This is a genomic window from bacterium, from assembly GCA_021372535.1.
Classification (GTDB): domain Bacteria; phylum Latescibacterota; class Latescibacteria; order Latescibacterales; family Latescibacteraceae; genus JAFGMP01.
On record JAJFUH010000149.1, the window covers coordinates 60,171 to 83,423 of the forward strand.

Here is a 23,253-nt window from a genome sequence, read left to right on the forward strand (position 1 = left end):
GGACGATATGTCAGCGCTCAACAGCAAACGGACTGTACAGATTTCACTTCTCGTGCTTTCGGTTGTACTCATAGCAGCCGGTGTCATGCGTGAAGAAGTGTTCGATGTTATTTCAAATGCCACCATACTCTGTTTTTCATGCATAGGATTGAAATAGACCGACATGGTTTTGGGCAGAATCAAAAGATTATGGTGGCAGATAACCGGCGCAGTACTCTTTAATTTTCCCTTTGTCGGGCATCTGACGCTGCCATGGCTTCCGGTACCGGTGCTCAACTGCTATTCATGCCCGCTCGCGCAGGGCGCCTGCCCGATAGGAACCATACAGCATTTCTTCGTTATCGGTGTCCTGCCGTTCTTTGCAGTGGGTGTTGTAGCGATCTTCGGTGTCACCGCCGGGCGGTTTTACTGCAGCCACCTCTGCCCGTTCGGATTCCTCCAGGATTTGCTGGGAAGGTTATCACGGTTCAAGGCAAGGATGCCCCGGTTCGTCGGGTACGGTAAATATGCCGTTCTCATAATCATGGTTATTATTCTGCCGCCACTCGTTAAAGAACCCTTCTTCTGTACACTCTGCCCCGCAGGGAGCCTTGAAGCGGGAATACCCATCGTGACCGGCGCATGGCTCGATTCGCGGTCGGCAGACGCGGGAATCTTCGGAGGTTCGAGCGGGATTCTTGCAATGATCGGCTGGTGGTTCTGGTTTAAAATCGGTATTCTCGTGTTGATTCTGGCCGTCGCGGTATTCATCAAACGGCCGTTCTGCCGTGCCTTCTGCCCGCTCGGGGCGCTGTTCGGCCTGTTCAACCGCATTTCCCTGTTCTTCAGGCATCCGGGGGCTCTTCACGGTGACCGTCCCCACTACAATCTCAGGACATGCCCTGTCCACATCACCGATCCCCGCGATGTCGATTCACACAACTGCATCAAATGCCGTGAATGCTATACACATCCTGCCCACACTGATTGATCTTTCGCCGTTGTGTTGATTGTTTATCTCTCCGGCGGTATACATTACATGAACCGTAGTGCTTGTATCCCTGTTCCCGACTGATTGAATCGTTCATAATTCACCGATTATACTTCACAAAATGCCTTGACATGGTTTGTCTCAAACGGGATATTTCCGGTATGAACAGCGAAAAACCAACACTTGCACAAATCGGTGAACTTGAGTTTATTAACCGTATCAGAAGCATGATGCCCATCGAGGGAGGGACAATCATCCGTTCCGCTGGTGATGACTGTCTCGTGACGGAATTTCCCGGCGAAAGGCTGATGCTCTCAACCACCGACACATTTGTCGATAGCGTTCATTTCAATCCGGCCTGGTCGGATTATCACGACATCGGGTGCCGGTGCATGGCGGCTTCCGTTAGCGATATTGCGGCAATGTCGGGGATACCGCTCTATACGCTCGTTTCGCTGTCGATGCCGCCGGGGCTGTTCCTCGACGATGCGGTAAGTCTTTTTGCAGGGTTGAGTAAGACGGGTATCGGTTACAGCTGTCCGGTCTGCGGCGGTGAAACAACCTCGACTCCGGGTCCGCTCACTATCACGGTTACTGTTATCGGAGCGGTGGAGCCGGAACGCATGGTTACCCGCTCCGGTGCTCAGGCAGGCGACGCCGTATATGTCACCGGCTTCCTCGGCGATGCCATGGGAGGGCTCCTGGCATTTCAGCACGGCGAGGAAGGCTGCGACTCATTAAAGAAGAAATTCGTAATCCCGGAAGCGAGGGTTGCGTTATCGAGGAGTCTGACCGGAACGTACCGGATCGGCGCCATGATCGATCTTTCGGACGGGCTTGCATCGGATTTGGGCCATATCTGCGAGGAAAGCCGGACAGGCGCGGTTGTCGATGCCTGCTGCATCCCGCTTTCCGATGATTTTCTGCGCCTCATGGAGAAGCACGGGAGAAATCCCCTCGATTTCGCGCTGACGGCGGGGGAAGACTTCGAGCTACTGTTCACATTGCGCGATCCGTCTCTCCCGGCAGCGGGAAATGTTCTCGGCTGCCCTGTGACGAGAATCGGATATATCACCGGGCCTTCCGAAGGGATGTCAGTGCGGATGCGGGACGGCTCTGTTAAAACGATCACCGTTAAAGGGTATGAGCATTTCAAATCATGAATAAGCGCAGAGACACAATGGCCGCCGTATCGAGAATCGGCGAGCTGGTAGCCATGACACTGGACACATCCGAAATTCTCCGGCATATCGTGGAGATAACGGCGGAGATCATGAAGGTCGATGTGTGCTCGATCTACCTGTGGGATTCCGATGAAGGCTCCCTCGTCCTCGAAGCTACGAGGGGATTGAAGGAAGACGCCATAGGTCACGTTAAAATCCTTCCTGGTGAAGGAATAACGGGACGGGCGGCAAAACAGGGCAGAATCGTGGCTGTCCGGGACGTAACCATGGACAGAAGAAACATGTACTTCCCTATCACCGGCGAGGACCGTTACCGTTCGCTCCTCAGTGTACCGCTCCGGTTCAAGGATGAGCTCATCGGTGTCATGAATGTTCAGACGGAGAATCCCCGCTCCTTCCGGAAGTCCGAGCGCCGTCTCCTTAAAACGATTGCCCATCAGGTTTCGGGAGCGATTCATAACGCCCGTCTCTACGAGAGCGTACTCGAGGGGAAAAAAGAAATAGAACGCACCCACGAACGACTCGTGGAATCAGAAAAAATGGCTGCCCTCGGCCGTCTCTCCGCAACGCTGTCACATGAGCTGCGCAATCCGCTCGCCGGGCTCAAGGGAGCCTCGCAGCTTCTTGCTCGGAAAACAGGCAATCACGATGAACGGCGACAGTATATCGATCTTATTCTCGAAGAGATTGAACGGCTCGACAGGATCGTCGAGGACCTCCTCCAGTTTGCACGGCCCGGTAAACTCCGGCTGGAACAGGTCGATATCAATAAAATGATCGATGATATTTTGCTTCTCCATTCCGATGATTTTAATGGAAGGGGGATTACAATACGTAAACGCCTCTCCAAACTGCCCAACATCAGAGCCGACCGGGATAAGTTCAAACAGGTGCTGGTCAATATCGTCCTGAACGCACGCGACGCCATGCCCGAAGGAGGGGAACTTCTTGTAAGCTCGGGCGTTATATCCAATGAACCGGAAAGCAGGGACATCGTGACACTCCAGTTCAGGGATAACGGACAGGGAATCGAGGAGAATGTACTCCGGAGTATTTTCGAGCCTTTTTTTACTACCAAACCAGATGGCGTCGGACTCGGGCTGGCTGTCTGCAAGGCCATTATCGAGGATCATAAAGGGCGGATTTCAATACGGTCATTGAATGAGGGCAGTGATATCAGGGGTACAGTTGTAACAGTTGAAATTCCAAGCCTTGAGATTAAATAAGAACAATGATGCAAATTCTATCAGAGCTGTTTCACAGGAGTGTCATCGTTCAACTTTTCACGAAAGGGAGATGTCATGGAAGATCTGTGGGGACAAATCAAAAAGTCGGTGATGGACGGTGTCAATATTGCCGCTGAAAAAACCGAGGAACTGACCAAGCTGGGTAAAGTAAAACTCGATATCCTTAATCTGAAATATAAAATCTCAAGGAAATTCACCGAGCTCGGCGGGATAACCTATGAGGCTGTCAAAAAAGATGATGTAAGCAAAACTCTTAAATCTGAAAAAACCGTGGCTTTAATCGAAGCGATCAAAAAACTCGAATCCGACCTTGAAGCAAAAGAAAAACGATACCAAGACATGATGAAAAAAGCAAAAGACGAAAAGAAAGCCAAAAAAGAGAAAAAAGAGAAAAAATCCGAATAACCATGGTTTAATTATGCCTGTGACCGGATTATACGGGACAATAACCGTTATAATCCGGTTTGTTTTTGAAACCATAGCACTGATAATATGGTTTAAGTTACTGCTGACAGGAGTTCGGCCGTCTTTCGGTCTTATTGGCACAAGTGGCTGTAGATATGAAATGAAGTAAAGAGCAGGAATAAACTCCATCGATATGGAAATGGAATTATTTTATCGTTATTACAGTTCCAGCCGGATACTATTTTTATGCCAATGGATGCTCATGAAGTGAATCGATACATGAAAAATCTGCAATTCATATATAAATGAATATTGACTTTTACTCAAATTTTTTGTATTTAATACAGGATAATTTGGAGGTTCTTAATGACCGTTTTGTACTCTCGACAAACAGTTTTCAGAATGTTTCTTTTTTACTTTGTTATTCTTCTGTTTTCACCATTCTTTGGATATGCCCAGCCGACTGTTCAGAAACAGGGCGACAGACTAGTAAGTCCGTTCGTCCATGTTTACGACAAGGTTGCTCTCTCCGTCGTCCGAATTGATGTCAGTACCACGGCAAGGAGAGACCAGCAAACCGTGCAGAATCCATGGGAGTACTTTTTCGGCAAACCTCAGCAGCAACAGCAGCAAAAACAGATTGAAGGCATGGGCTCCGGTGTTATCATCGATCGTGAAGGGCATATCCTCACCAATAACCATGTCATTTCAGGCGCCGAAAAAATCTCCGTTAAAGTCAATGAAGATGAAACATATGACGCTGTTGTAGTCGGTACAGACCCGGATACCGATCTTGCAGTGATACAGTTGCAGCTTGACGGTAAGCAACTTCCCCCGGAATATGTGGCCGAGCTTGGTGATTCGGACACGCTGAAACCCGGTGACTATGCCATAGCGATAGGAAATCCCATCGGGCTCGAACGGACTATCAATGTCGGGGTTATCAGCGCGCTCGGCCGCCATGACTTCACCGTTTATGGATCACAGTCACCTCAGTTTCAGAATTTCATCCAAACCGATGCACAGATCAATCCGGGCAATTCCGGCGGAGCGCTTGCGGACATCAGCGGAAAGGTTATCGGCATCAACGATATGTATACGGCGCAGTTCGCGGGAATCGGTTTTGCCATTCCTATCAATCTCGCCAGGAACGTCATGACACAGCTTATCGCATCGGGCGTGGTGAAACGAGGATTTGTCGGAATACGTGCCGAAGAGGAAGGTATCACTCCGGAAATCAAAGACGCTATGGAGCTTTCTTCACGGGACGGGGTTCTCATCAAGGAGGTTGTCCAGGGTTCTCCCGCCGAAAAAGCCGGCCTTAAACATGGAGATGTCATTGTTTCACTCGATGGTGATAAAGTCAAGAATTTCAACGAGTTTCTGTTTAAAATCGGCGATCATGCCCCCGGAGACACTGTTCAGCTTCAAATCATCCGTGAAAAAGAACAGAAAGCACTGACTCTTACATTGGCAAGCCGTAATGATTTTCTTGAGGCTGGTGCCATTTCCAACGATTCATGGCTTGGTATTCAGGTTGTCGAATTATCCAGCCCCGCAGCCCAGCAATTCAAACTCGAAAAAATAACCAGCGGTGTCGTCGTTGTTAAAATTGATAGTGACAGCCCCGCGTCAAAAGTAAATTTACGTGCTGGCGATGTGATTGTTGAAATTGAAAATAAAGAGATCAAAGATATTCAGGATTTTCTCGATATCAGAAACGATCCCGATATCAAAGAAAAGAAATACATCCTTATTTTCCGGCAGCGCGTCTATCCCAACGGTCATATTGAAAAGGGGTTTGTAGCAGTAAAAAGCAAATGAACTTTTCAAGATACAGGAGTGTCAATTCGTGTCAAAACTAGCAAAAAAACCGTATACGAGGGAAGACCAGTCCTTGGACAGATATCTCCAGGAAATCGGAGAGGTTGAGCTTCTCTCAGCCCAACAAGAGGTCGAACTTGCACGGCTTATCAAAAAAGGCTCCCAGGAAGCCCTCGAAAAACTGACAAAGGCAAATCTCCGGTTCGTGGTGAGTGTCGCCAAGCAGTACCAGAACCAGGGTTTATCTCTTGGAGACCTGATTAATGAGGGAAATCTCGGGCTTATCAAGGCTGCCAAGCGTTTCGATGAAACCAAGGGATTCAAATTCATCTCGTACGCCGTCTGGTGGATACGGCAAGCGATCCTTCAGGCTCTCGCGGAACAGTCGCGTATTGTGCGTCTGCCGCTCAACAGGGTTGGTGCGCTCCATAAAATCGGCAAGACATCGAGCGGACTCGAACAGGAATTCGGCCGTGAACCTTCGGCAAACGAGATCGCCGATGAACTGGAGATGAGCCCGTACGAGGTCATGGATACACTCAAGATTTCCTCGCGGCACCTCTCGCTCGATGCCCCGTTCAATGACGGTGAAGACAACCGGCTCCTCGATGTGCTCGAAGATAAATTCCAGCCGGCTCCGGATGAAAAACTCATGAAGGATTCTCTCAAACGGGAGATAGAAAAAGCGCTCTCAACCCTTACCGAACGTGAAGCCGAGGTCATCAGTCTTTATTTTGGCATTAACCGTGACCATTCGCTGACACTCGAAGAAATCGGAGAGAAATTCAAGCTGACACGGGAACGTGTCCGTCAGATCAAAGAAAAAGCGATAAAGCGACTCAGGCACGCCTCGCGCTCGAAACCGCTGAAGGCGTATCTCTCATGATACCGTAACGGATTCTGCCTTTTTTCATACGATGAATAAGAAGAGGCAGTCCGTCAGCTGATTGATTTTTAACAGTTTATCCGTGATAAATATTTATGGGTTGGAAACGTCTGACATTTATTCTCATTCCGCACTCACGGTCGGACATTAAACAGTTCAACGTACCGCGTGTATTAGTTGTTGCCGCCGTATTTTTTCTTGTTTTTGCCATCGGTGTCATGATTTTTTACATTCTTGGATTCGAAGGTAAATCCTTCTACATGACCAAGACGAAAGAAATCGTTCAAACGAATACTATCCTCGAAAACCAGCTCTCCTATCTTGATTCGACACTTACTGTAATGAGCACGACACTCGACAGTATCGAAACTGTCAACGAAAAGATTTGGAAAGAATACGATATTTCCGACCGTGATTTAAAACTGAGCGAAGGCGGTGGTATCGAGGTTACCGAATCCGGGGTCAGACTGCCCATGAAGCGGGTGCTGTACCTTATCGACCGTATGAATAAAAAATGCATGGCCTTCGAGTACAACTTCAACACGCTCTATGAATTCTGCATGAACAACAGCGATTATCTGAGGCATCTCCCCTCCATCAGGCCGGCAGATGGATTTGTCATGAAGGAATTCGGGCGTTCATTCGACATTGTCACAAACACCGTGAAAAACTATTTCGGCGTCGATATCAATAATGTCGAAGGTACTCCTATTGTGGCCACCGCCGATGGAATTGTGGAAGAAGTCGTCAAATATTCGGACGAATATGGCCGGTATGTTGTTATTGATCATGGGAACGGATATAAGACGCGGTACACCCATCTCCAGACCATCGCCCAGATGAACCCTAAAATAACGATCAATGTCGGCGACTATGTCAAACGCGGCCAGCAGGTCGGGTGTATGGGAAGAACCGGTATCTCCATTCTTGCCGTGCCGACCCATATCATGTATTCGGTGGAACATCGGGGCATCATGGTCAATCCGGCGGACTTTTTTTTCGCTTCCGATTTTGCCGATGAGACGGTTGAGGAAACAGCCGTCGCACAAAATTATTAGCATCCTCGCGGGTATTCAATTCCCCCTCCAGATGATGTTCATCGACCTTGCGGAGTATCACTCCGATGAGCGGCCCCTCTTCATAACCGAGAGCCAGCAGATCGTTCCCGTCGAGAAGCGGAGGACTCGGATTCCTGTCTTCCGGTTTCTCTTGCCGAAAGGTTTGTACAAGAAAATCGTAATCCTCAAGATTGCCGTGGCTGGCAAGACAATCGAGACGGTACAGTTCGAGCATTTCCGTGAATCCATCCTCCTGCATGAACCGGAGGAGCTTTGCCGGTTTCATGTTCCTGACATGCATGAAACGCATATGATTCCTGACAAGCCCCTGCACCCGAGCAGTCATCTCATTACTGATACGGAGACGCCGTAATATCTTCCCTGCCATCACGGCGCCGAGTTCATCATGGCGGTTGTACCGTATCCGGTCGGTTTTTGTCATGGTCACCGGTTTGGCTATGTCATGAAACAGGACACCGAACGCAAGAGCAGACGAGCCCCCTTCATACAATTCGAGCATACGGCGTGTATGTTCAAACACATCGCCTTCGGGATGAAACTCAGCCGGCTGTTCCACTCCCCTGAGCGCCGATACTTCCGGGAGCACTTCACGGAGCAGGCCGGTTTCATCGAGGAGGGTAAGCGCATATCCGGGATGGGGACCGCCGAATATTTTCACGAGTTCCTCACCGATACGTTCGGCGCTCACATCGTGAATCCCGGCCGTGTTTTCTTTGATTGCCCTCATGGTTTCGTCATCGACGGAAAACTGAAAACGGGCGGCAAAGCGTACGGCTCTCAGCATGCGGAGCCGATCCTCCCGGAAACGGATACGGGGATCGCCCACCGCTCTGATTGTACGATTATGAATATCCTGAATACCGCCGATATGATCGATTATCCTGTTTTCGAGCGGATCGAAAAAAAGGGCGTTGATGGTGAAATCACGGCGCTCCGCATCATCGGTCTCGCAGCCGGGCTCAACGGACGAAGGCCGGCGGCCATCCTCGTAAATCCCGTCTTTTCTGAAACAGGCAACCTCGAAGGAATGGTCACCGATGACAACGAGGCTGACCCCGAACCTGCTTCCGACAGGGTATACACTGTCAAAGAGCCGTTCGATATCATGGAGCGACGCATTAGTTGCGATATCATAATCCTTCGGCTCATTTCCCATTATCATATCACGGACCGCGCCACCGACAAAAAGAGCGCTGAATCCGGCGGATCTGAGCGTTTTTACAATAACAAGCGCCCCGGCCTTTTTATCTGCCGCATCACTCACGAATTCATTCCTTCAGATACATACGGTTTTTTATGGAGTATTAGGGAAAAATAACCTGTGTGAGACAGGATCGAAAGAAATACTTTTTTAAGCATAGTGAAGACGCCTTAAGTGCAGATATGCTGTCACGGGTCGGTACATAACACTTCTTAACAGGAGTAAATTCTCCATTTCATCATGTAACATCTAATTACACTCTAACAGACAGCATAGTTATTCCAAACGATGCTGAAATAAATTCAGCATGACGGCGACAATGTCACCCCGAACTTATTTCAGGGTCTATTGCACATTTTATTTTTTACACCGAACGCAGCCTGGTATTATCCCCAAAAACATAAACGGTACATGAATATTGACATGTACCGTTTACAAACACGACAAGGAGAAACCTAAGATTGTGGAATTATAAATATATATATTAAAAACCGATAGTATCGATAAGCCGTCCGGCGACTTTTGTAATAACATCCGGCTGGCTGTACGTTGTTTGAACAGCCTGGCTGTCAACCATTTTCATAGATGCGGACAGCTGTGTCGGTGTTTGATTCTTATCGGCGGTGATTTCAGAAAGGTTTTGCATTGATTCACCGGTTTCGATGATTTTTTCGGCTACTTTCTGCAAAAGCTCCGGCAGATAATAAGCGCCGTTTGCAACGCTCCTGGCAGCCGATTCCACACGTTCGGACCGAGCGGAAAAATCTTCAGATGCGGTTGACAGCATCATCTCGGCCACATCACCCTCCTGCGCAGATCGTGACAGTTCAACAAGATCACCTTTTTGGGGTTTCCCCGGTGATACCTTGGTCGACTGTTTGTCACTCAGCCGCTGCAGTCCGCCGTCACCTATTGATAACCCCTGTACTTTCATATCTGACTCTTTTCCTGATAATAATTATACATGGCTGCATTTTTTTGTGTTTTCAGAAAGACTGATGTCGGAACAGGTCCGGTTTGACAGTCATCCTTTACACGTTTTAAGAATCTTTTTATCCTCTCGATGCACATGTATCCAACTGATTCACTGATTAATCCGGCCATAGATTTTTAAAGCATTTCGGGTCTTCGAATATGTTTTTATTTCATCGAACGTTTCATTCTTCATATGCTTTAAATCTCTCCTGGTCTGTTCCACCACACCTATTGTATCGGTAATGGTTTCACGAAGCCTGTTCATCAGCACCGAAAGATTCTGTTTCTGATTTTCCGTAAAATTCACTTTTTCCCGTTCAATGGATTCGAATAACACTTGTATGTCGTGAGTGGCCTTGACTATTTCCGCTTCCACTTGTTCTCTGAGCTTCGCTTCCTTCGCCCTGCCCTCAAGATTGTTCTCGCTGAACAGATCTTTTTCTTTACGAACCAGGTCCTTCAGCAGTTTATGAAGTTTTATGTTTCTGCTGACGGCACGTTCAATTTCTTCGGGCTCCGCCACAATTCACCCCTTGAATCCATGATATTTTTTTCTGAATCGCTCACGGTCTTTTTTGAAATCCTGATACTCGGTGCTCCGGAAAACCTTTTTCCACGCATCTTCGAGCTCCACGAGGGAATCTCTCACCTCGGCAACTGAAAGCAGATCGTTACGGAAGTATGCCGTGTTTAATTTTACATAGAGTCCCCTGTACGTTCGCAGGAGAATTTCACCCATTTCACCGCTTTCGTCCATATTCAATGACGAAATGAGTTCCAGTATGATGTTTTTTGTCTTATTGACAAGTCTTCCTGTTTCAGAATGATCGTTTTCGGCTATTTCAAGCACTTTATTGAGATAATTTATCGATCCGGCAAACATCATAAGTATCAGTTTTGCCTGATCGAGCTCATGCGCATGAGCTTCCTGATATGCCGAATAACCGCAGTGTGCCATTATCACAATCCTTATTAAAAAATCAAATCGGTCAGAGTACTGAAATACCTGTTACACCTCTATATACTATATCGGTGTTTCGAGCACAAACTTTAGTGGAAAATTACAGACTGGTCTGAGGAAGCGAACTGAGAGATGCTGTAAGCCGCTGCTGGATTGTCTGGAGTCTTGACATGGCAGTTTCAAGTTCGGTGAATTTGCGGACATACATTGCCCGTCTCTGTTCCAGGCGCTTGTTCGTTGATTCAATCTGGTTATTCAGAGAATCCAGTGAACGTTCATAATTATCAATTTTTGCCTGGACATAACCGTTTATCGGGCTTGTTAATGCGGTCATTTCATTGTACAGAATATCCGCAATTCCTGACACAAGGGTAACAGTACCCTGGTCAGGGCCTTCGACAGCAAGCTCATCTGCGGAAATTTCAGCTCTAATGACTATCCCCCGGGAATTTTCATCGGAGTTCGATGCGGTGAGATTCTGGCCTTTACCCGTTCCCACGGCACCGTTGATCGTACCGGCCACATCGACGCCCTTGATGGTTCCATCCGCTATACCGAGGTTTTTCCCGCCTTCAATGGTTAACGTGTAATCAGCCCCGTACGCCGTGTGAGTAATGGTCAGGCGATTGTCATCGGAAACGGATGCATCAGCCGTTACCTTATTACGGCCCTTTTGAGCTGTAGCTAATGTTCCAAAATCCAGACCCTTGACTGTCGTGCTGATGGTAAAGCCGATAGAGCTTGTTCCGGACTGGATATCTTCTGTCTGTATCCTGCCTTCCGAATCGATGGTAGCATTGACCTCGTTACCGGCGATGCTTTCCATCGCGTCGAGAATATCCTGGACATTGATCGTGTCATCTTTTCCGACATTGAGGATTTTCTGGTATGTTTTCCCGGTACGGTTGGTTCCACTTATGGTTATCGTATCATTCGCGCTGATTTCAACACCGTCTATGTTTTTAATAAGGGTATTCTGATCGACATAGTCGCCGTTGGTTTGATTGAGCGCGGTAGTCGACTTTAAAATCTGTGCGTACGTCTTTTGTGCTTCCGTATTGATGGCATTGGCAATATCGTCGGGAGTCATATCGGAAGAATACGCTACATTCATCGTATTGCCGTAATTATCGGTGACACTCAGTGTCCCGTCGCCGTCAGTCTTGCCGACCAGAGTAGAAACAGCTTCCGCTTTTTCGGCGGCGCGGGTAATGGTCACATTATATGTTCCCGATTTTGTTTTTTCGGAATGATAGGCAAAAGAAATGTCATTATCGCTCGAGAGCCTGGTTGCGGTAAAGAGCGATACGACGGAATCCATATCGTTGTTCATGGCCTCTTTCAGTTTACCGGTGTCAAGACTCAGTTTACCGTCCGATGTACTCTCGACACCGATCTCTGCCAGGTTGGTATAACCGAAATCTTCACCGGAAATCGTAGTTCTGAGAGCGCTTCGTATCCGGTTAAGAACGGATATCGACGTCTGGTCTCCGAGCAGCGGGCCGGCTGTTTTCGTTTCTTTATCGTATTTAGAATTAGTATCGATAAAATCGACAAAATCATTATATGATTTGACAAACGCTTCAATTTTCGTCTGTACTTCATCATTATCGCGCTTTACCGTGAGGTTGATCTCTGTCGCCGTATCAGCCTTCTTCAGCGTCAGGTTAAGACCCGATATCGCATCATTGATTTCATTGGTATCCCGTGTGATCTCGATGTTGTTGACCAGAATTTTTGCGTCACTTCCCTGTACGACCACACGATCTCGTCCCTTCTGAGTCTCGGCTGCAACACCAAAATCCAGTGTGCTCCCCGATTCGTTATTTGCCTTGATACTGAATTTCAGCGCCGTTTTTCCGGACTCGTCACTCTGAACGACAATTTTTCCATTTTGGATCGAGGCCTGGACGGTATTCGAAAAAGCTTCTTCGATACCGGAAAGAATATCCCCGACCGTTTTATCGGAAGATATCTGAATCGTTCTGGAAACCGACGAACCTGAGCTCGTGGTTCCCGAAATAGTGATTGAATCACCAGAAGAGCTTTTCCCCACAAGATCGACGAGTTTCGAGGTACTGTCGGCGATTTTTGTGGCTCCGTTCCCGTTTCCGTTTCCCTGACTCTTTTTGGTATAAAGAGTTTCTGTCTGGAATTCGGCTTTCACACCTTCGGTGCCTCCCTCGAGAATGCCGAGGGTTTCAAGAACATTTCCATCGTCGGTAAAAGCTTCGGTACCCGTTATGGCAAGACGATAGGAGGTTATATCATCTTCGGTGACCGACTCGATCGATGCGGAAACCCCGTCAATACCGAGTCCGTTGATCTTATCGCGGATTGATGTGAGCGTATCCTTGGAAAGATTTATTTTCAGAGACTCGCCGCGAATCCCGACATTTCCTGAAGCGGAAGAGGAAATACCGGCGAGACTGCCAATGGTCGATGTCGATGAACTGAAGAGTGAGGAAAGAACTTTATTATCAGTAACTTCACGGACCTGTTTGGTACCATCCGTGATACCCAGCGCTCCCAGAATATCCGTATCACCGACATTTGCGATGAAAAATCCGTTTTCACCGGCGGTCTGGGAGTTGATGATCAGTCTGTTGTCACCTTTGGATATATTGAGTATACTTGCGGTTGCCCCTGCATTGAGCGTATTTATTCCGTTACGTATATCCTGTATACTGTCAGTACTTTTTACTTTGAAGCTCTCGCCGTTTACAAGGATTTCACCATTGAGCCCAAGTTTATCGGTTGAATTCGAATACGAGTTACTCGACAATGTTTCAGCTTGAGCCAACGAAAGGATTTTAACCGAATAAGTGCCTGAATTGGCAGAAGGCGAAGCACTGATACTCAGTGCCTCCTCATCTGAAGAGGAGGCACTGAAGGCTCCAAAGGAAACCGTACTTTTAAGCGCGGAAACCTTAGTTTTTAAATCATCGAGATTCGATTTTATGGTAGTATAGGTGTCTTGCTGTTTTGTCAGCTCGGTTTTACGGGTTTCGAGCCTTGTTAAAGGCTTGGACTCAGCCGTCATGAGATCTTCAATAAGCTGATTTGTGTCCAGACCGCTGACCAGTCCGCCAAAATTTATTGATCCTACACTTGCCATGGTATCATAACCTCAATTAGCTTTTCTGTTTTGACATTCTACCAGTTTTACCATTACATCAATACTTGTTATCAAAAAACCAGCCTGTATAATTACGAATTCTTGCTTTCATTGCCAGAACTTCTTCTGGCGGGAATTGTTTAATCAGTTCCCCTGTCTGACTCTTAAAAACTTTAATAACTGTGGCTTCAGAGTCTTTGTCTACAGAAAAGCTTACATCTTTTTTCTGTGCTTCTGCAATCTTATTGAGCTTCTCGATTGCAACGTGAACATCAATCGGATCCGGCGGAGAGGTAACTCCTTCCTGTCCCTTTCCTTTCGATTCACCAGCCTTGGAAAAAGTTGGTTTCCTGGTAGAAGCACCACTCGAGCCAGAGGTGACTGATCTCTGTCGGTTAGCAGTATTACTCGTCAGCTCGCTAACACGAACCTCCTGAGTCATGTCCTGCATACGACTTTCAATTTTCATAGGTCATCACCTCATATACCCATCGATTAATTAACCAGGAAAACCAATTATCTGAACAGTGCAAGCACATTCTGCGGTACAGCATTCGCCTGCGCCAACATTGACATACCCGCCTGAACCAGAATCTGCGACTTGGTGAAGCTCGTGATCTCGTTGGAAATATCGAGGTCACGGATCGTCGATTCGGAGCTTGCCAGGTTCTCAGATGCATTATCAACACTCGCCACGGTAAACGCAAGCCTGTTCTGGATGGTACCGAGATCGGAACGCGTTGAAGATACCGCATCGATAGCCGCTGTCAGGTCATCGAGCGCAGTCTTGGCTCCCGCCAGCGTTTCGATCGAAGTGCCAGAAATACCGAGGGTTGCAGCATCCACCGCCGTAATCTGGAACGTCAGTGAATCATTTGTCGAGTTGTTGGGCCCGATCTGGAAGGTTTTATTAAACGTTCCATCGAGCAGTTTCTGACCGTTGTATTCGGCTGCACTGGCAATACGGGTAATTTCATTACGCAGTGAGTTAAATTCTGCATGGAGCGATGACCGGTTGGTGTCGTCCACGGTATCGGACGAAGCCTGCACAGCCAGCTCGCGCATACGACCGAGCATATTGTGGATTTCGTTGAGATATCCTTCGGCAGTCTGCACCACATTCTTTGCCTGCTCGGCATTCTGAGAAGCCATCTTGAGACCTTCCACCTGTGATCTCAGTCTCTGCGAAATTGCGAGACCCGCACTGTCATCTGCAGCACGATTGATCCGCAAACCGCTCGACAGCCTTTCGAGAGACGACGCAAGCGTTTTATCTGTCCGCTGCAGCTGACGATGGGTATTCATCGCGGAAATGTTATTATTTATCCTCAAACTCATAACTAACCTCCTTGTTGACCCGCTTTTTCAGGGTCCGCTTCCTTGCGTACTAACATAAATCGCGACAATTCCTCACAAAACAAACGTAAAGGCTTACACTGTAGTATTAATCAACCACCCCCCTTAAACACAGTAACGAAAAAGGTATTTTAATACTGTATGTACTCTATGATCTGCATAATTTATTTTCCCTTTCATTTTTATCGGATAATTCCTGAAAAACTTTAATATTTTTTTTATTACGACAGGAATAATTCGTTAAAAAAATATTTTCCGGTAAAAACGCGATGGCGCGAACACATATAACACATTATTTATATTGTTATTATCTATTTTAAAATTCATGTGAGTTGTCTTAATAAAAAATCCCATATCCGCAGTATAATTTCTCGCCCCTGTCGTTTTTTATGGCAAGACAATCTATACTGCAGGTACAGGATTTTGTACTTCTGGTCTTTTTTCAGGCAGTGATATGGATAAATCTGCCGGTAATACTGTTGATCCGGGCTTTCATGGCCAGTACATCTTCCTGAGGGAACTGTCTGACCATCTCGCCTGTCTGACTGTTAAAGACTTTGATTACGGTTGTATTGGTATCTTTATCAATCGAATAACTGACAACCTTCTTCCGGGCTTCCGCCATCTTGTTCAGTCGTTCGGCGGCAGTTTCAACATCGACAGAATCCGGCAGAGAAAACCGTACATCCGGAACCTCCGGCGCGGAAACAACCGCCTCATCAACTGAATCAGCGTACATCCCATGGGAGGCAGATATTTGCTGGCTCGAAATATTCCCCGTCTGGCTGTTCAGCCTGACCGGAAAAATTATATCAGGTATGCGGTTTTCGATTTTCATCTTTTTTCACCTCAAATACCATCAGGGTATTCTACCCATGTAACCAGGTACCCTGGTTTATCTGAAGAGAGCCAACACATTCTGCGGAACGGCATTTGCCTGCGCGAGCATCGACATACCCGCCTGAACCAGAATCTGCGACTTGGTGAAGCTCGTGATCTCGTTTGAAATATCGAGGTCGCGGATTGTCGATTCCGAGCTCGCCAGGTTCTCGGCAGAATTATCGACGCTTGCTACGGTGAAAGCGAGCCTGTTCTGGATGGTACCGAGATCGGAACGAGTCGTTGACACTGCATCGATCGCCGATGTCAGCTCATCGAGAGCGCTCTGTGCTCCGGCCAGAGTCTCAATGGACGAACTAGCAATATTAAGTGTCGTGGCATCCACTGCGGCAATCTGGAACGTGAGAGAATCGTTCGACGTATTGTTGGGACCTATCTGGAATGTTTTGTTGAACGACCCGTCGAGCAGTTTCTGGCTGTTGTACTCGGCAGCTCCCGCGATACGGGTTATTTCATTACGGAGCGAGGAAAATTCCGCATGGAGCGACGACCGGTTGGTATCGTCCACGGTATCGGACGAAGCCTGAACCGCCAGCTCGCGCATACGGCCGAGCATGTTATGAATTTCGTTGAGGTACCCTTCGGCGGTCTGCACCACATTTTTAGCCTGCTCGGCATTCTGTGATGCCATCTTGAGACCCTCTACCTGCGATCTCAGTCTCTGCGAAATGGCAAGTCCCGCACTGTCGTCTGCTGCACGGTTGATTCGTAAACCGCTTGACAGCCTTTCAAGAGAAGACGCCAGTAATTTGTCTGTTCTCTGAAGCTGGCGATGGGTGTTCATCGCCGAAATGTTGTTGTTAATTCTCAAGCTCATGATTAACCTCCATGTTATCCCATGTAGAAAAGGAATTCGCATCCATGCGATAAATCCACGTATAATCTAATCTTTTGATACTATTAAATCGTTACATCGCTCTTTGTACCGTTGTGTAATAACATCCCCTCCTTCGTTATTAATGCTTCGGTAACCTGTACATGTATATCCTGCTCACTATGAGTTCTGTTAATTGTTATCGGCACAACATGAAAAATCTTTAGTGATTTAAGGTATTGATATTAAAATAGTAAGAATATTAAAACAGACATGATGATACCTGTTCATGCACACATACCGGTGTGATGATAACGCTACTCTTTTCACTATATTTATCGGAAAAAAACCGTGCAGTCTTAACGAGAAAAATGAATATTCAGGCAGAATTGGCTAAAATATATTTCAGTATCGGGAAGAAATATGCTCCGTTAAAGCGGTATATCAGCGTTCGGGCGGGCAACAGCGGAATCCATCTGATCGGAGGATATAATCCATTCAATCAGTGATCACATGACTTTTATCGGTTGGAAGTACCATCGTCGGCTTCGGAATCGTCATGCCAGAGGGAACCAAGTTTTATCAAGCCATCGAGGAGACTGCTCTGAGTCGCCGCCAGCTTGTTTTCCTGCTCGATCTGTTCTTTCACCTCCCCGCGGAGTATACAGATATGTTTGGGGGCGCTGATACCTATCCGTGTGAATTTTCGCGAAACATCGAGGATTGTTACAACGATATCTGACCCGATGTGAATCGTTTCTCCTGACTTTCGGGACAAAACGAGCATTAAGTACCTCCTTAATAAGCTGCCCGGCGGATTCTCAATCATGAATCGCCGCCATAAATCATGATCCGGAAGTAATATCTAGTGAACGGAGCTGTGGACGCGTCAGTTGATCCGGTATCATCCGGCCCCTTAATTAAACTACAACGTTTATTACCAAACTTCAAAGAAAAACTTCATACACTGCCATAAATGATACAAATCAGGATTTTTTATATGATTTATTCCGAACTATGCATATGATTTATTAGAACACGGATTTTCGCGGATTGTACGGATATACACGGATTTGAATTTATTTTCTTTCAGATGTGAACAGTAAATTATTTCCGATTACCGTATAAATAAACATGTAATATTTTTTGTAACAATGAGGTTTTACAGAAAAGTTTTTTTATAAAACGGGTAAAACATAATGTTCAAAGAGTTGTTGCCGTTCTGTTCCATATTGTTTATATTGTACTTTTAAGGAATTTTTAACGAGAAACCGTATAACGGAGTTTTGCATTGACCGGTTCATTAGAGATAACTGCTTACAGATTAATCCTCAATTCCACTCTTTTTACAAAAGGGATTCTTTCCCTGCTTCTGTTTTTTTCTGTTATTTCCTGGGCAATAATGCTGAACAAGTATTTTTTTACAAACAGTTACAGGTCTGCCATAACAAAATTCCTGGCGACATTATCGAACCAGTCGGACATTAAATACATCGAGGACAGCTGTACTCCGTTTACCAAGGGTATTGCCAAAACAATCCCCATAATACTGATCAAGCTGATACGTTCATATAATCAGGGAAGACATCTCATATCACCCGAAACCATTGTCAGCAATGCGGTGACGCATGAGGTCAACAGGCTCCAGAAATGGATGGCTGTCCTTGCGACAACTGCCAATATAAGTCCGCTCCTCGGTCTTTTGGGAACCGTGTGGGGCATCATGGGTTCTTTTCTCAACATAAGCCAGTCGGGAAACGCTACAATCGCGACGGTAGCTCCGGGAATCGCCGAAGCGCTCATGACAACCATCGCCGGGCTCTGTGTGGCTATTCCTGCCATGGCCGGACACAATTTCCTTTCCACCGGTATTAATGCCTGTCTCGACAGTCTCGAAAAGATCGGAGAGTTTTCGATCAAACTGTTCACAAACGGAGGCAACGAATGATTCCGCGAATGCCGATCAAAGCCGATGTCTCCTTCGTCAATCTGATTGATGTTACTCTTGTGCTTTTAATTATATTTATGATTACAGCTCCCGCCATGCACCAGTTCCTCGATGTGGAACTACCGGCTGGGAAAGCATCGAAGGCCAATATATCGGAAGGAATTGTCGTTTCCATCACTAAGGACGGAACGGTATTTATCGACAGGGAGAAAACAAAAACCCAGAACTTTCGAAACAGTTTCAGTGAAATCTGGAAGAAACGGTCCGGTGAGCCGGTGTTTATCAATGCGGACCGTGAGGTTCCCTACGGGTCTGTTATCGATATCCTCGGATACGTTAAAGAAGTAGGAGGCGAGAATGTCGGGCTTGTCGTCGAGGAACCGAAAAAGAGCGCAGAGAAATAACCGCGTGTCTGCGAGGTAGGTATGCTGCGGGACATGCTCGTTTCGATAACGGGTCATATTGTGGTTTTCGGAGGAGTCATTATCTCATCCATGTTTCATATCTCATCAACTCCTCCTTCATTTACCGTTCACCAGATATCGACGGTGTCACCGCAGCAGATTCAGCAGCTGCTCGCAAAATCAGCGCCGAAGGCGGAGACAAAGTCAATTGTACCGCAGGTTCAGATAAAACCCGATGAGAGGATTCCCAACGTAACCAGACGGCGGAAACAGGTCGCCAAACAGACCGAGCAGGCTTCGGATCAGAAAAAGAGTGATGCCCGGAAAGGTTCCCCGGTACAGGGAATACAGACTGACACGGAGTTTGATTATCCTGACTATCTTATCGAGATGCGGGACAGGATTTATATCAACTGGCGTTATCCGAATCTCCGCGAATCATTGATGTCTACGGTATACTTTCGTATTGCAAAGGATGGCCGTATATTAAGCATAAAGGTTGAAAAATCATCCAGTAATATAAGCTTCGACAGGTCGGCATGGGATGCGATTCAAAAGTCAAATCCGTTCGGGCCTCTGCCGGAAAATTTTGCTCATGACGAGCTTGGAGTTCATTTCAACTTCATTTTTGAACCATAAAGAGGTAGCAGTTCCTATCATGAAATATTTGAGAATTTATCAAAATCTTTTGTTTTATTTGCATGTTCAGCTCTTATGTTATATTATATTATGTGTAACCGTCTCCGATGCTGCCGGGCAGTCAGAGGTGACTCTGTCTGTAAGAGCCGGTGGATCAGGTCTTATCGGAGTCGGATTCGGGGGTTTTGAAACCGCTGCGGATTCCACGGTTCTCTCGGTCAGGAACTATCTGGCTGATGATTTGAACAACAGCGGATTGTTTCAGGTAAAAGAGTTGCCGGACAGTCTTGTTGAATCCTCCGAAAATCTGTTTGCCCGATGGAAATCAGCCGGGGCGTCGTGTTTTATTTTCAGAGAGGAGTCCCGTAACAGCAGCACGGTCAGCTTGAAAGTGATCGATCTTAAAACTGCCGTCACCCAGTTATCCGCAGAATACCGTATCGCGGAAGACAGGCCATGGTATACGGCGCATATCATTGCGGATGATATAATTCAGCTCTATAATGGTCTGCGGGGCAGTATAGCGACGCAAGTTGCCTACATCCAGAAAGCCGGCAGCAACAAGGAGCTGTTTCTCATGGATGCGGATGGCAGGAGAAACCGGCAGATGACCTTTTCGAGAACGATCAATATTTCACCAAACTGGTCACCTGACAGTGGATCCATTGCTTATTCATCATTGAACGGAAATCTGTGGACCATTGTCATGATAAACGTCAATACGGGGCAGACGGTCGATATTTCACAATGGCAGGGCATGAATTCGGCACCGGCATGGTGCCCGACCAATCCGGATATCATCGCGTTTACCTCGTCACGGGACGGGAATGCTGAAATTTATACGTGCCGGAAAAACGGAAAGGATATTCGAAGACTTACCAATCATTTCGCTATCGACTCTTCCCCGACATGGTCGCCGGATGGTACACAAATTGCGTTTACATCCGATCGGTCGGGATTGCCGAAAGTGTATATCATGAACAGCGATGGAACCGGCATCCACCGTCTGACTTCGAATCTTGACACTTATGAGGATTCACCGTGCTGGTCGCCGCGCGGGGATCGGATTGCCTTTGTTATTTTGAGCGACTTCGGTTTTGACATTGCAACCTCAAATACTTCCGGGGAAGATATGGTAATGCTGACATTCGGCAGCGGTTCCAACGAGAACCCCAAATGGTCTCCGGACGGATTACGAATTTTGTTCACATCAAACAGGCTAGGAGGAGAAAATCTTTATATTATGAGTTGGGACGGGTCAAATGTCCGCCCTCTCACTAAAAATGGAATTAGTTTATCACCAGCGTGGGCACCTGCCGTTTCCGGAGATGACATTCGTGTTTCTTCACGGCGGTAGGGATTGTTCTGTAACCTTATTTGAAAGGAACTTCAAGATGTACAAAAAAGGTAACGTTGCATTAATTTTAGTGCTGAGCCTTTTCGTGGCACTTGCTTTTTTTAACGGATGTTCCAGCAAGAAAAAAGTAGTAGAAGAGCCCAAAAAAGAAGTAACCAAGGCGCCTGAGGAAAAACCCGCTCCGAAACCGGTTGTCAAGGAGCCCGAGAGAAAACCTGTCGAGCAGCCTACCCGCATTCAGGAATCCGCTTTCCAGACTGTCTATTTCGATTTTGACAAATCCGATATCAGGTCCGACATGAAAGGCGTTGTCACCGGTAATGCCGAGATCCTCAATAAGAACAATTCCGTAAAGATTCTGATCGAGGGTCATTGCGATGAACGGGGCACCAATGAATACAATATGGCTCTCGGTCAGCGCCGCGCCGATTCGGTAAAACAGTTTTTTATGGATTACGGTATTTCGAGCTCGCGTTTATCCACCATTTCGTATGGCGAGGAACGTCCGGCGGCTCAAGGTCATAACGAGACTGCATGGTCGAAAAACCGTCGCAGTGAATTCAGGATTACCTCTCAGTAACACTTTAAACTGTGCGGAAACATGGTCAGACGGGATTCAAAATTACGAGTATTGTTGTGGTTACCTCTGAATGTGATTGTAATAATCATGTTCGTTTCATGTGCCACCAAAGGTAATCTCAGGCAGATGCAGCTTGAGTCAAACACTCATGCACATGAAATTGAATCCCGTCTTTCCGCACTCGAACAATCGGTTGCCGGCATAGACAGCCTTATCAAGGAACAGATAGTTCTTTCACAGACTCTGCGGGCTTTCATGGGTTCCCAGTCCAGAGATCAGAGTGATAACATCTCTACGATAACTGCGCGCCAGGACGAGATAAACTATCAGCTCAAAGAGCTTCTCGACAGGCTCCAATCTATTCAGTTATACGGTGGCCTGGAAAAAAAGCCCGAAACTCAGCCATCAAGTACAGCACCTCAACCAAATAAAACAGTCTCTCAACTACCCTCAACACCTTCACAGGTCAAACCTGATCCGGAAAAACTCTATGAATCGGCGCTTTCGGATATCGAGAATAACAACTACGCTCTCGCCGAAAGCCGTTTCATGTCCTTCCTCCTCCAGTTCCCCGATCATACCCTTGCCGCTAATGCACAGTACTGGCTGGGCGAAGCCGCTTATGCACAGAAAAAATTCGACATCGCAATCAAGGAATTCCAGAAGGTCGTCGATCAATATCCCAAATCCTCAAAAGCACGGGCGTCGCTCCTGAAAATCGGTTTCACCCAGATCGAGAAAGGTGACAGTAAAACCGGCCAGGAAACACTGAAAAAAGTTATCAAGCTTTATAAAAATTCCGACGAGGCCAGTCTTGCCCGCGAAAAACTCAACGAAATCGGGAAATAACTCTGTTCTTACTTCCTGAAAACGCCGGGATCAATGTGACGAGCTGAAGAATACCATCAGGCTGAACAATACACACATATCAGAAGCAACTGCCGCCATTAAAGGCTATAGGCCTTGCTTGTATGTTTTCCGCAAGAGGCCGTGGACGTTTGCGGTACGGGAGAATGGGTTCTTTTGTGCGGAATGTATCATCGGGAAGAATAATCTGCCGAGCCAGCCGTGTAACGAGGTTGATAAAAATCGGACCCCGGAGGTTGAGTGTAATATCGCCGGGATTCTCGGCCAGTGTAACAAGGGAAAGAATGACAAGATCAACCGGGTCCCCGATGCCCAGATCGCTCAGGGCATTAATCGATTTCAACGGATTGTAATTACTGAATATCAATTGGGGCTCCACAACGACAAAATCAGGACCGCCCGTAACCGCGGACAGCATACTCTTGAAGGGTTTGCAGTCGTTTATGTCAAGAACGGCAAAATCGGTATAATCACCGAAACCTAAGAGGCCTTCGGGAAAATGGATCAGTTCTTTCCTGGGAACCCTGATGAGCCCCCG

Annotated in this window: 25 protein-coding genes; 14 read left to right on the forward strand and 11 right to left on the reverse strand. The window is 47.0% G+C overall.

The window, feature by feature from the left end:
• Positions 1-7 precede the first annotated feature (7 nt).
• The 8 genes from LLG96_13260 to LLG96_13295 all read left to right on the forward strand — a co-directional run bounded on the left by LLG96_13260 (position 8) and on the right by LLG96_13295 (position 7,574).
• Positions 8-157 (forward strand): hypothetical protein, encoded by a 150-nt coding sequence (locus LLG96_13260; protein ID MCE5251179.1) that lies wholly within the window; start codon positions 8-10, stop codon positions 155-157.
• Positions 158-163: 6 nt separating this feature from the next.
• Positions 164-970, forward strand: a complete 807-nt coding sequence (locus tag LLG96_13265) for a 4Fe-4S binding protein (protein ID MCE5251180.1) — start codon at positions 164-166, stop codon at positions 968-970.
• 161 nt (positions 971-1,131) lie between these two features.
• The gene (gene thiL, locus LLG96_13270) at positions 1,132-2,133 is read left to right on the forward strand and encodes a thiamine-phosphate kinase (GenBank protein ID MCE5251181.1); all 1,002 of its coding nucleotides are present in this window, start codon (positions 1,132-1,134) and stop codon (positions 2,131-2,133) included.
• Entirely contained in the window at positions 2,130-3,380 is a 1,251-nt protein-coding gene (locus LLG96_13275) for a GAF domain-containing protein (protein MCE5251182.1), read from the forward strand. The genes thiL and LLG96_13275 overlap by 4 nt, the downstream gene beginning before the upstream one ends.
• Before the next feature lie 75 nt (positions 3,381-3,455).
• Entirely contained in the window at positions 3,456-3,806 is a 351-nt protein-coding gene (locus LLG96_13280; GenBank protein MCE5251183.1) for a hypothetical protein, read from the forward strand.
• 402 nt (positions 3,807-4,208) lie between these two features.
• Entirely contained in the window at positions 4,209-5,630 is a 1,422-nt protein-coding gene (locus LLG96_13285) for a PDZ domain-containing protein (GenBank protein MCE5251184.1), read from the forward strand.
• Between the two features lie 28 nt (positions 5,631-5,658).
• Positions 5,659-6,516, forward strand: coding sequence for an RNA polymerase sigma factor RpoD/SigA (locus tag LLG96_13290; GenBank protein MCE5251185.1), 858 nt, complete (start codon positions 5,659-5,661; stop codon positions 6,514-6,516).
• A gap of 95 nt (positions 6,517-6,611) precedes the next feature.
• Positions 6,612-7,574 (forward strand): M23 family metallopeptidase, encoded by a 963-nt coding sequence (locus tag LLG96_13295; protein MCE5251186.1) that lies wholly within the window; start codon positions 6,612-6,614, stop codon positions 7,572-7,574.
• On the opposite strand, the gene LLG96_13300 is transcribed toward LLG96_13295, so the two are convergent.
• The 10 genes from LLG96_13300 to csrA all read right to left on the reverse strand — a co-directional run bounded on the left by LLG96_13300 (position 7,495) and on the right by csrA (position 17,707).
• Entirely contained in the window at positions 7,495-8,859 is a 1,365-nt protein-coding gene (locus tag LLG96_13300; GenBank protein MCE5251187.1) for a CCA tRNA nucleotidyltransferase, read from the reverse strand. The genes LLG96_13295 and LLG96_13300 overlap by 80 nt on opposite strands.
• 421 nt (positions 8,860-9,280) lie before the next feature.
• On the reverse strand, positions 9,281-9,730 hold the full coding sequence (locus LLG96_13305; protein MCE5251188.1) for a hypothetical protein: 450 nt from the start codon (positions 9,728-9,730) through the stop codon (positions 9,281-9,283).
• Between the two features lie 150 nt (positions 9,731-9,880).
• Positions 9,881-10,294 (reverse strand): hypothetical protein, encoded by a 414-nt coding sequence (locus tag LLG96_13310; protein MCE5251189.1) that lies wholly within the window; start codon positions 10,292-10,294, stop codon positions 9,881-9,883.
• Between the two features lie 3 nt (positions 10,295-10,297).
• Positions 10,298-10,729, reverse strand: coding sequence for a flagellar export chaperone FliS (gene fliS, locus LLG96_13315; GenBank protein MCE5251190.1), 432 nt, complete (start codon positions 10,727-10,729; stop codon positions 10,298-10,300).
• A gap of 103 nt (positions 10,730-10,832) precedes the next feature.
• Positions 10,833-13,850: a flagellar filament capping protein FliD gene (gene fliD, locus LLG96_13320; protein MCE5251191.1), complete on the reverse strand. Its 3,018-nt coding sequence runs from the start codon at positions 13,848-13,850 to the stop codon at positions 10,833-10,835.
• A gap of 58 nt (positions 13,851-13,908) precedes the next feature.
• The gene (locus tag LLG96_13325; protein MCE5251192.1) at positions 13,909-14,319 is read right to left on the reverse strand and encodes a flagellar protein FlaG; all 411 of its coding nucleotides are present in this window, start codon (positions 14,317-14,319) and stop codon (positions 13,909-13,911) included.
• Positions 14,320-14,366: 47 nt separating this feature from the next.
• Entirely contained in the window at positions 14,367-15,182 is an 816-nt protein-coding gene (locus LLG96_13330) for a flagellin (GenBank protein ID MCE5251193.1), read from the reverse strand.
• Between the two features lie 466 nt (positions 15,183-15,648).
• Entirely contained in the window at positions 15,649-16,044 is a 396-nt protein-coding gene (locus LLG96_13335) for a flagellar protein FlaG (protein MCE5251194.1), read from the reverse strand.
• 57 nt (positions 16,045-16,101) lie between these two features.
• Positions 16,102-16,917: a flagellin gene (locus tag LLG96_13340; protein ID MCE5251195.1), complete on the reverse strand. Its 816-nt coding sequence runs from the start codon at positions 16,915-16,917 to the stop codon at positions 16,102-16,104.
• A 523-nt stretch (positions 16,918-17,440) separates the two neighbouring features.
• Positions 17,441-17,707, reverse strand: a complete 267-nt coding sequence (csrA, locus tag LLG96_13345) for a carbon storage regulator CsrA (GenBank protein MCE5251196.1) — start codon at positions 17,705-17,707, stop codon at positions 17,441-17,443.
• 615 nt (positions 17,708-18,322) lie between these two features.
• On the opposite strand from csrA, the gene LLG96_13350 reads away from it, so the two are divergent.
• The 6 genes from LLG96_13350 to ybgF all read left to right on the forward strand — a co-directional run bounded on the left by LLG96_13350 (position 18,323) and on the right by ybgF (position 22,697).
• Positions 18,323-18,868, forward strand: coding sequence for a MotA/TolQ/ExbB proton channel family protein (locus LLG96_13350; GenBank protein MCE5251197.1), 546 nt, complete (start codon positions 18,323-18,325; stop codon positions 18,866-18,868).
• A complete protein-coding gene (locus tag LLG96_13355; protein MCE5251198.1) occupies positions 18,865-19,272 on the forward strand; it encodes a biopolymer transporter ExbD in 408 nt (135 codons plus the stop codon). Before LLG96_13350 ends, LLG96_13355 begins: the two co-directional genes overlap by 4 nt.
• 21 nt (positions 19,273-19,293) lie before the next feature.
• On the forward strand, positions 19,294-19,911 hold the full coding sequence (locus tag LLG96_13360) for a TonB family protein (GenBank protein ID MCE5251199.1): 618 nt from the start codon (positions 19,294-19,296) through the stop codon (positions 19,909-19,911).
• A 127-nt stretch (positions 19,912-20,038) separates the two neighbouring features.
• On the forward strand, positions 20,039-21,268 hold the full coding sequence (locus tag LLG96_13365) for a hypothetical protein (GenBank protein MCE5251200.1): 1,230 nt from the start codon (positions 20,039-20,041) through the stop codon (positions 21,266-21,268).
• Between the two features lie 85 nt (positions 21,269-21,353).
• Positions 21,354-21,848, forward strand: a complete 495-nt coding sequence (pal, locus tag LLG96_13370) for a peptidoglycan-associated lipoprotein Pal (GenBank protein ID MCE5251201.1) — start codon at positions 21,354-21,356, stop codon at positions 21,846-21,848.
• Positions 21,849-21,935: 87 nt separating this feature from the next.
• On the forward strand, positions 21,936-22,697 hold the full coding sequence (ybgF, locus tag LLG96_13375) for a tol-pal system protein YbgF (GenBank protein ID MCE5251202.1): 762 nt from the start codon (positions 21,936-21,938) through the stop codon (positions 22,695-22,697).
• 79 nt (positions 22,698-22,776) lie between these two features.
• Here the strand turns inward: ybgF and fliW are convergent.
• Positions 22,777-23,253 (reverse strand): flagellar assembly protein FliW (fliW, locus tag LLG96_13380; protein MCE5251203.1); only part of this gene is annotated, 477 nt, incomplete at its 5' end.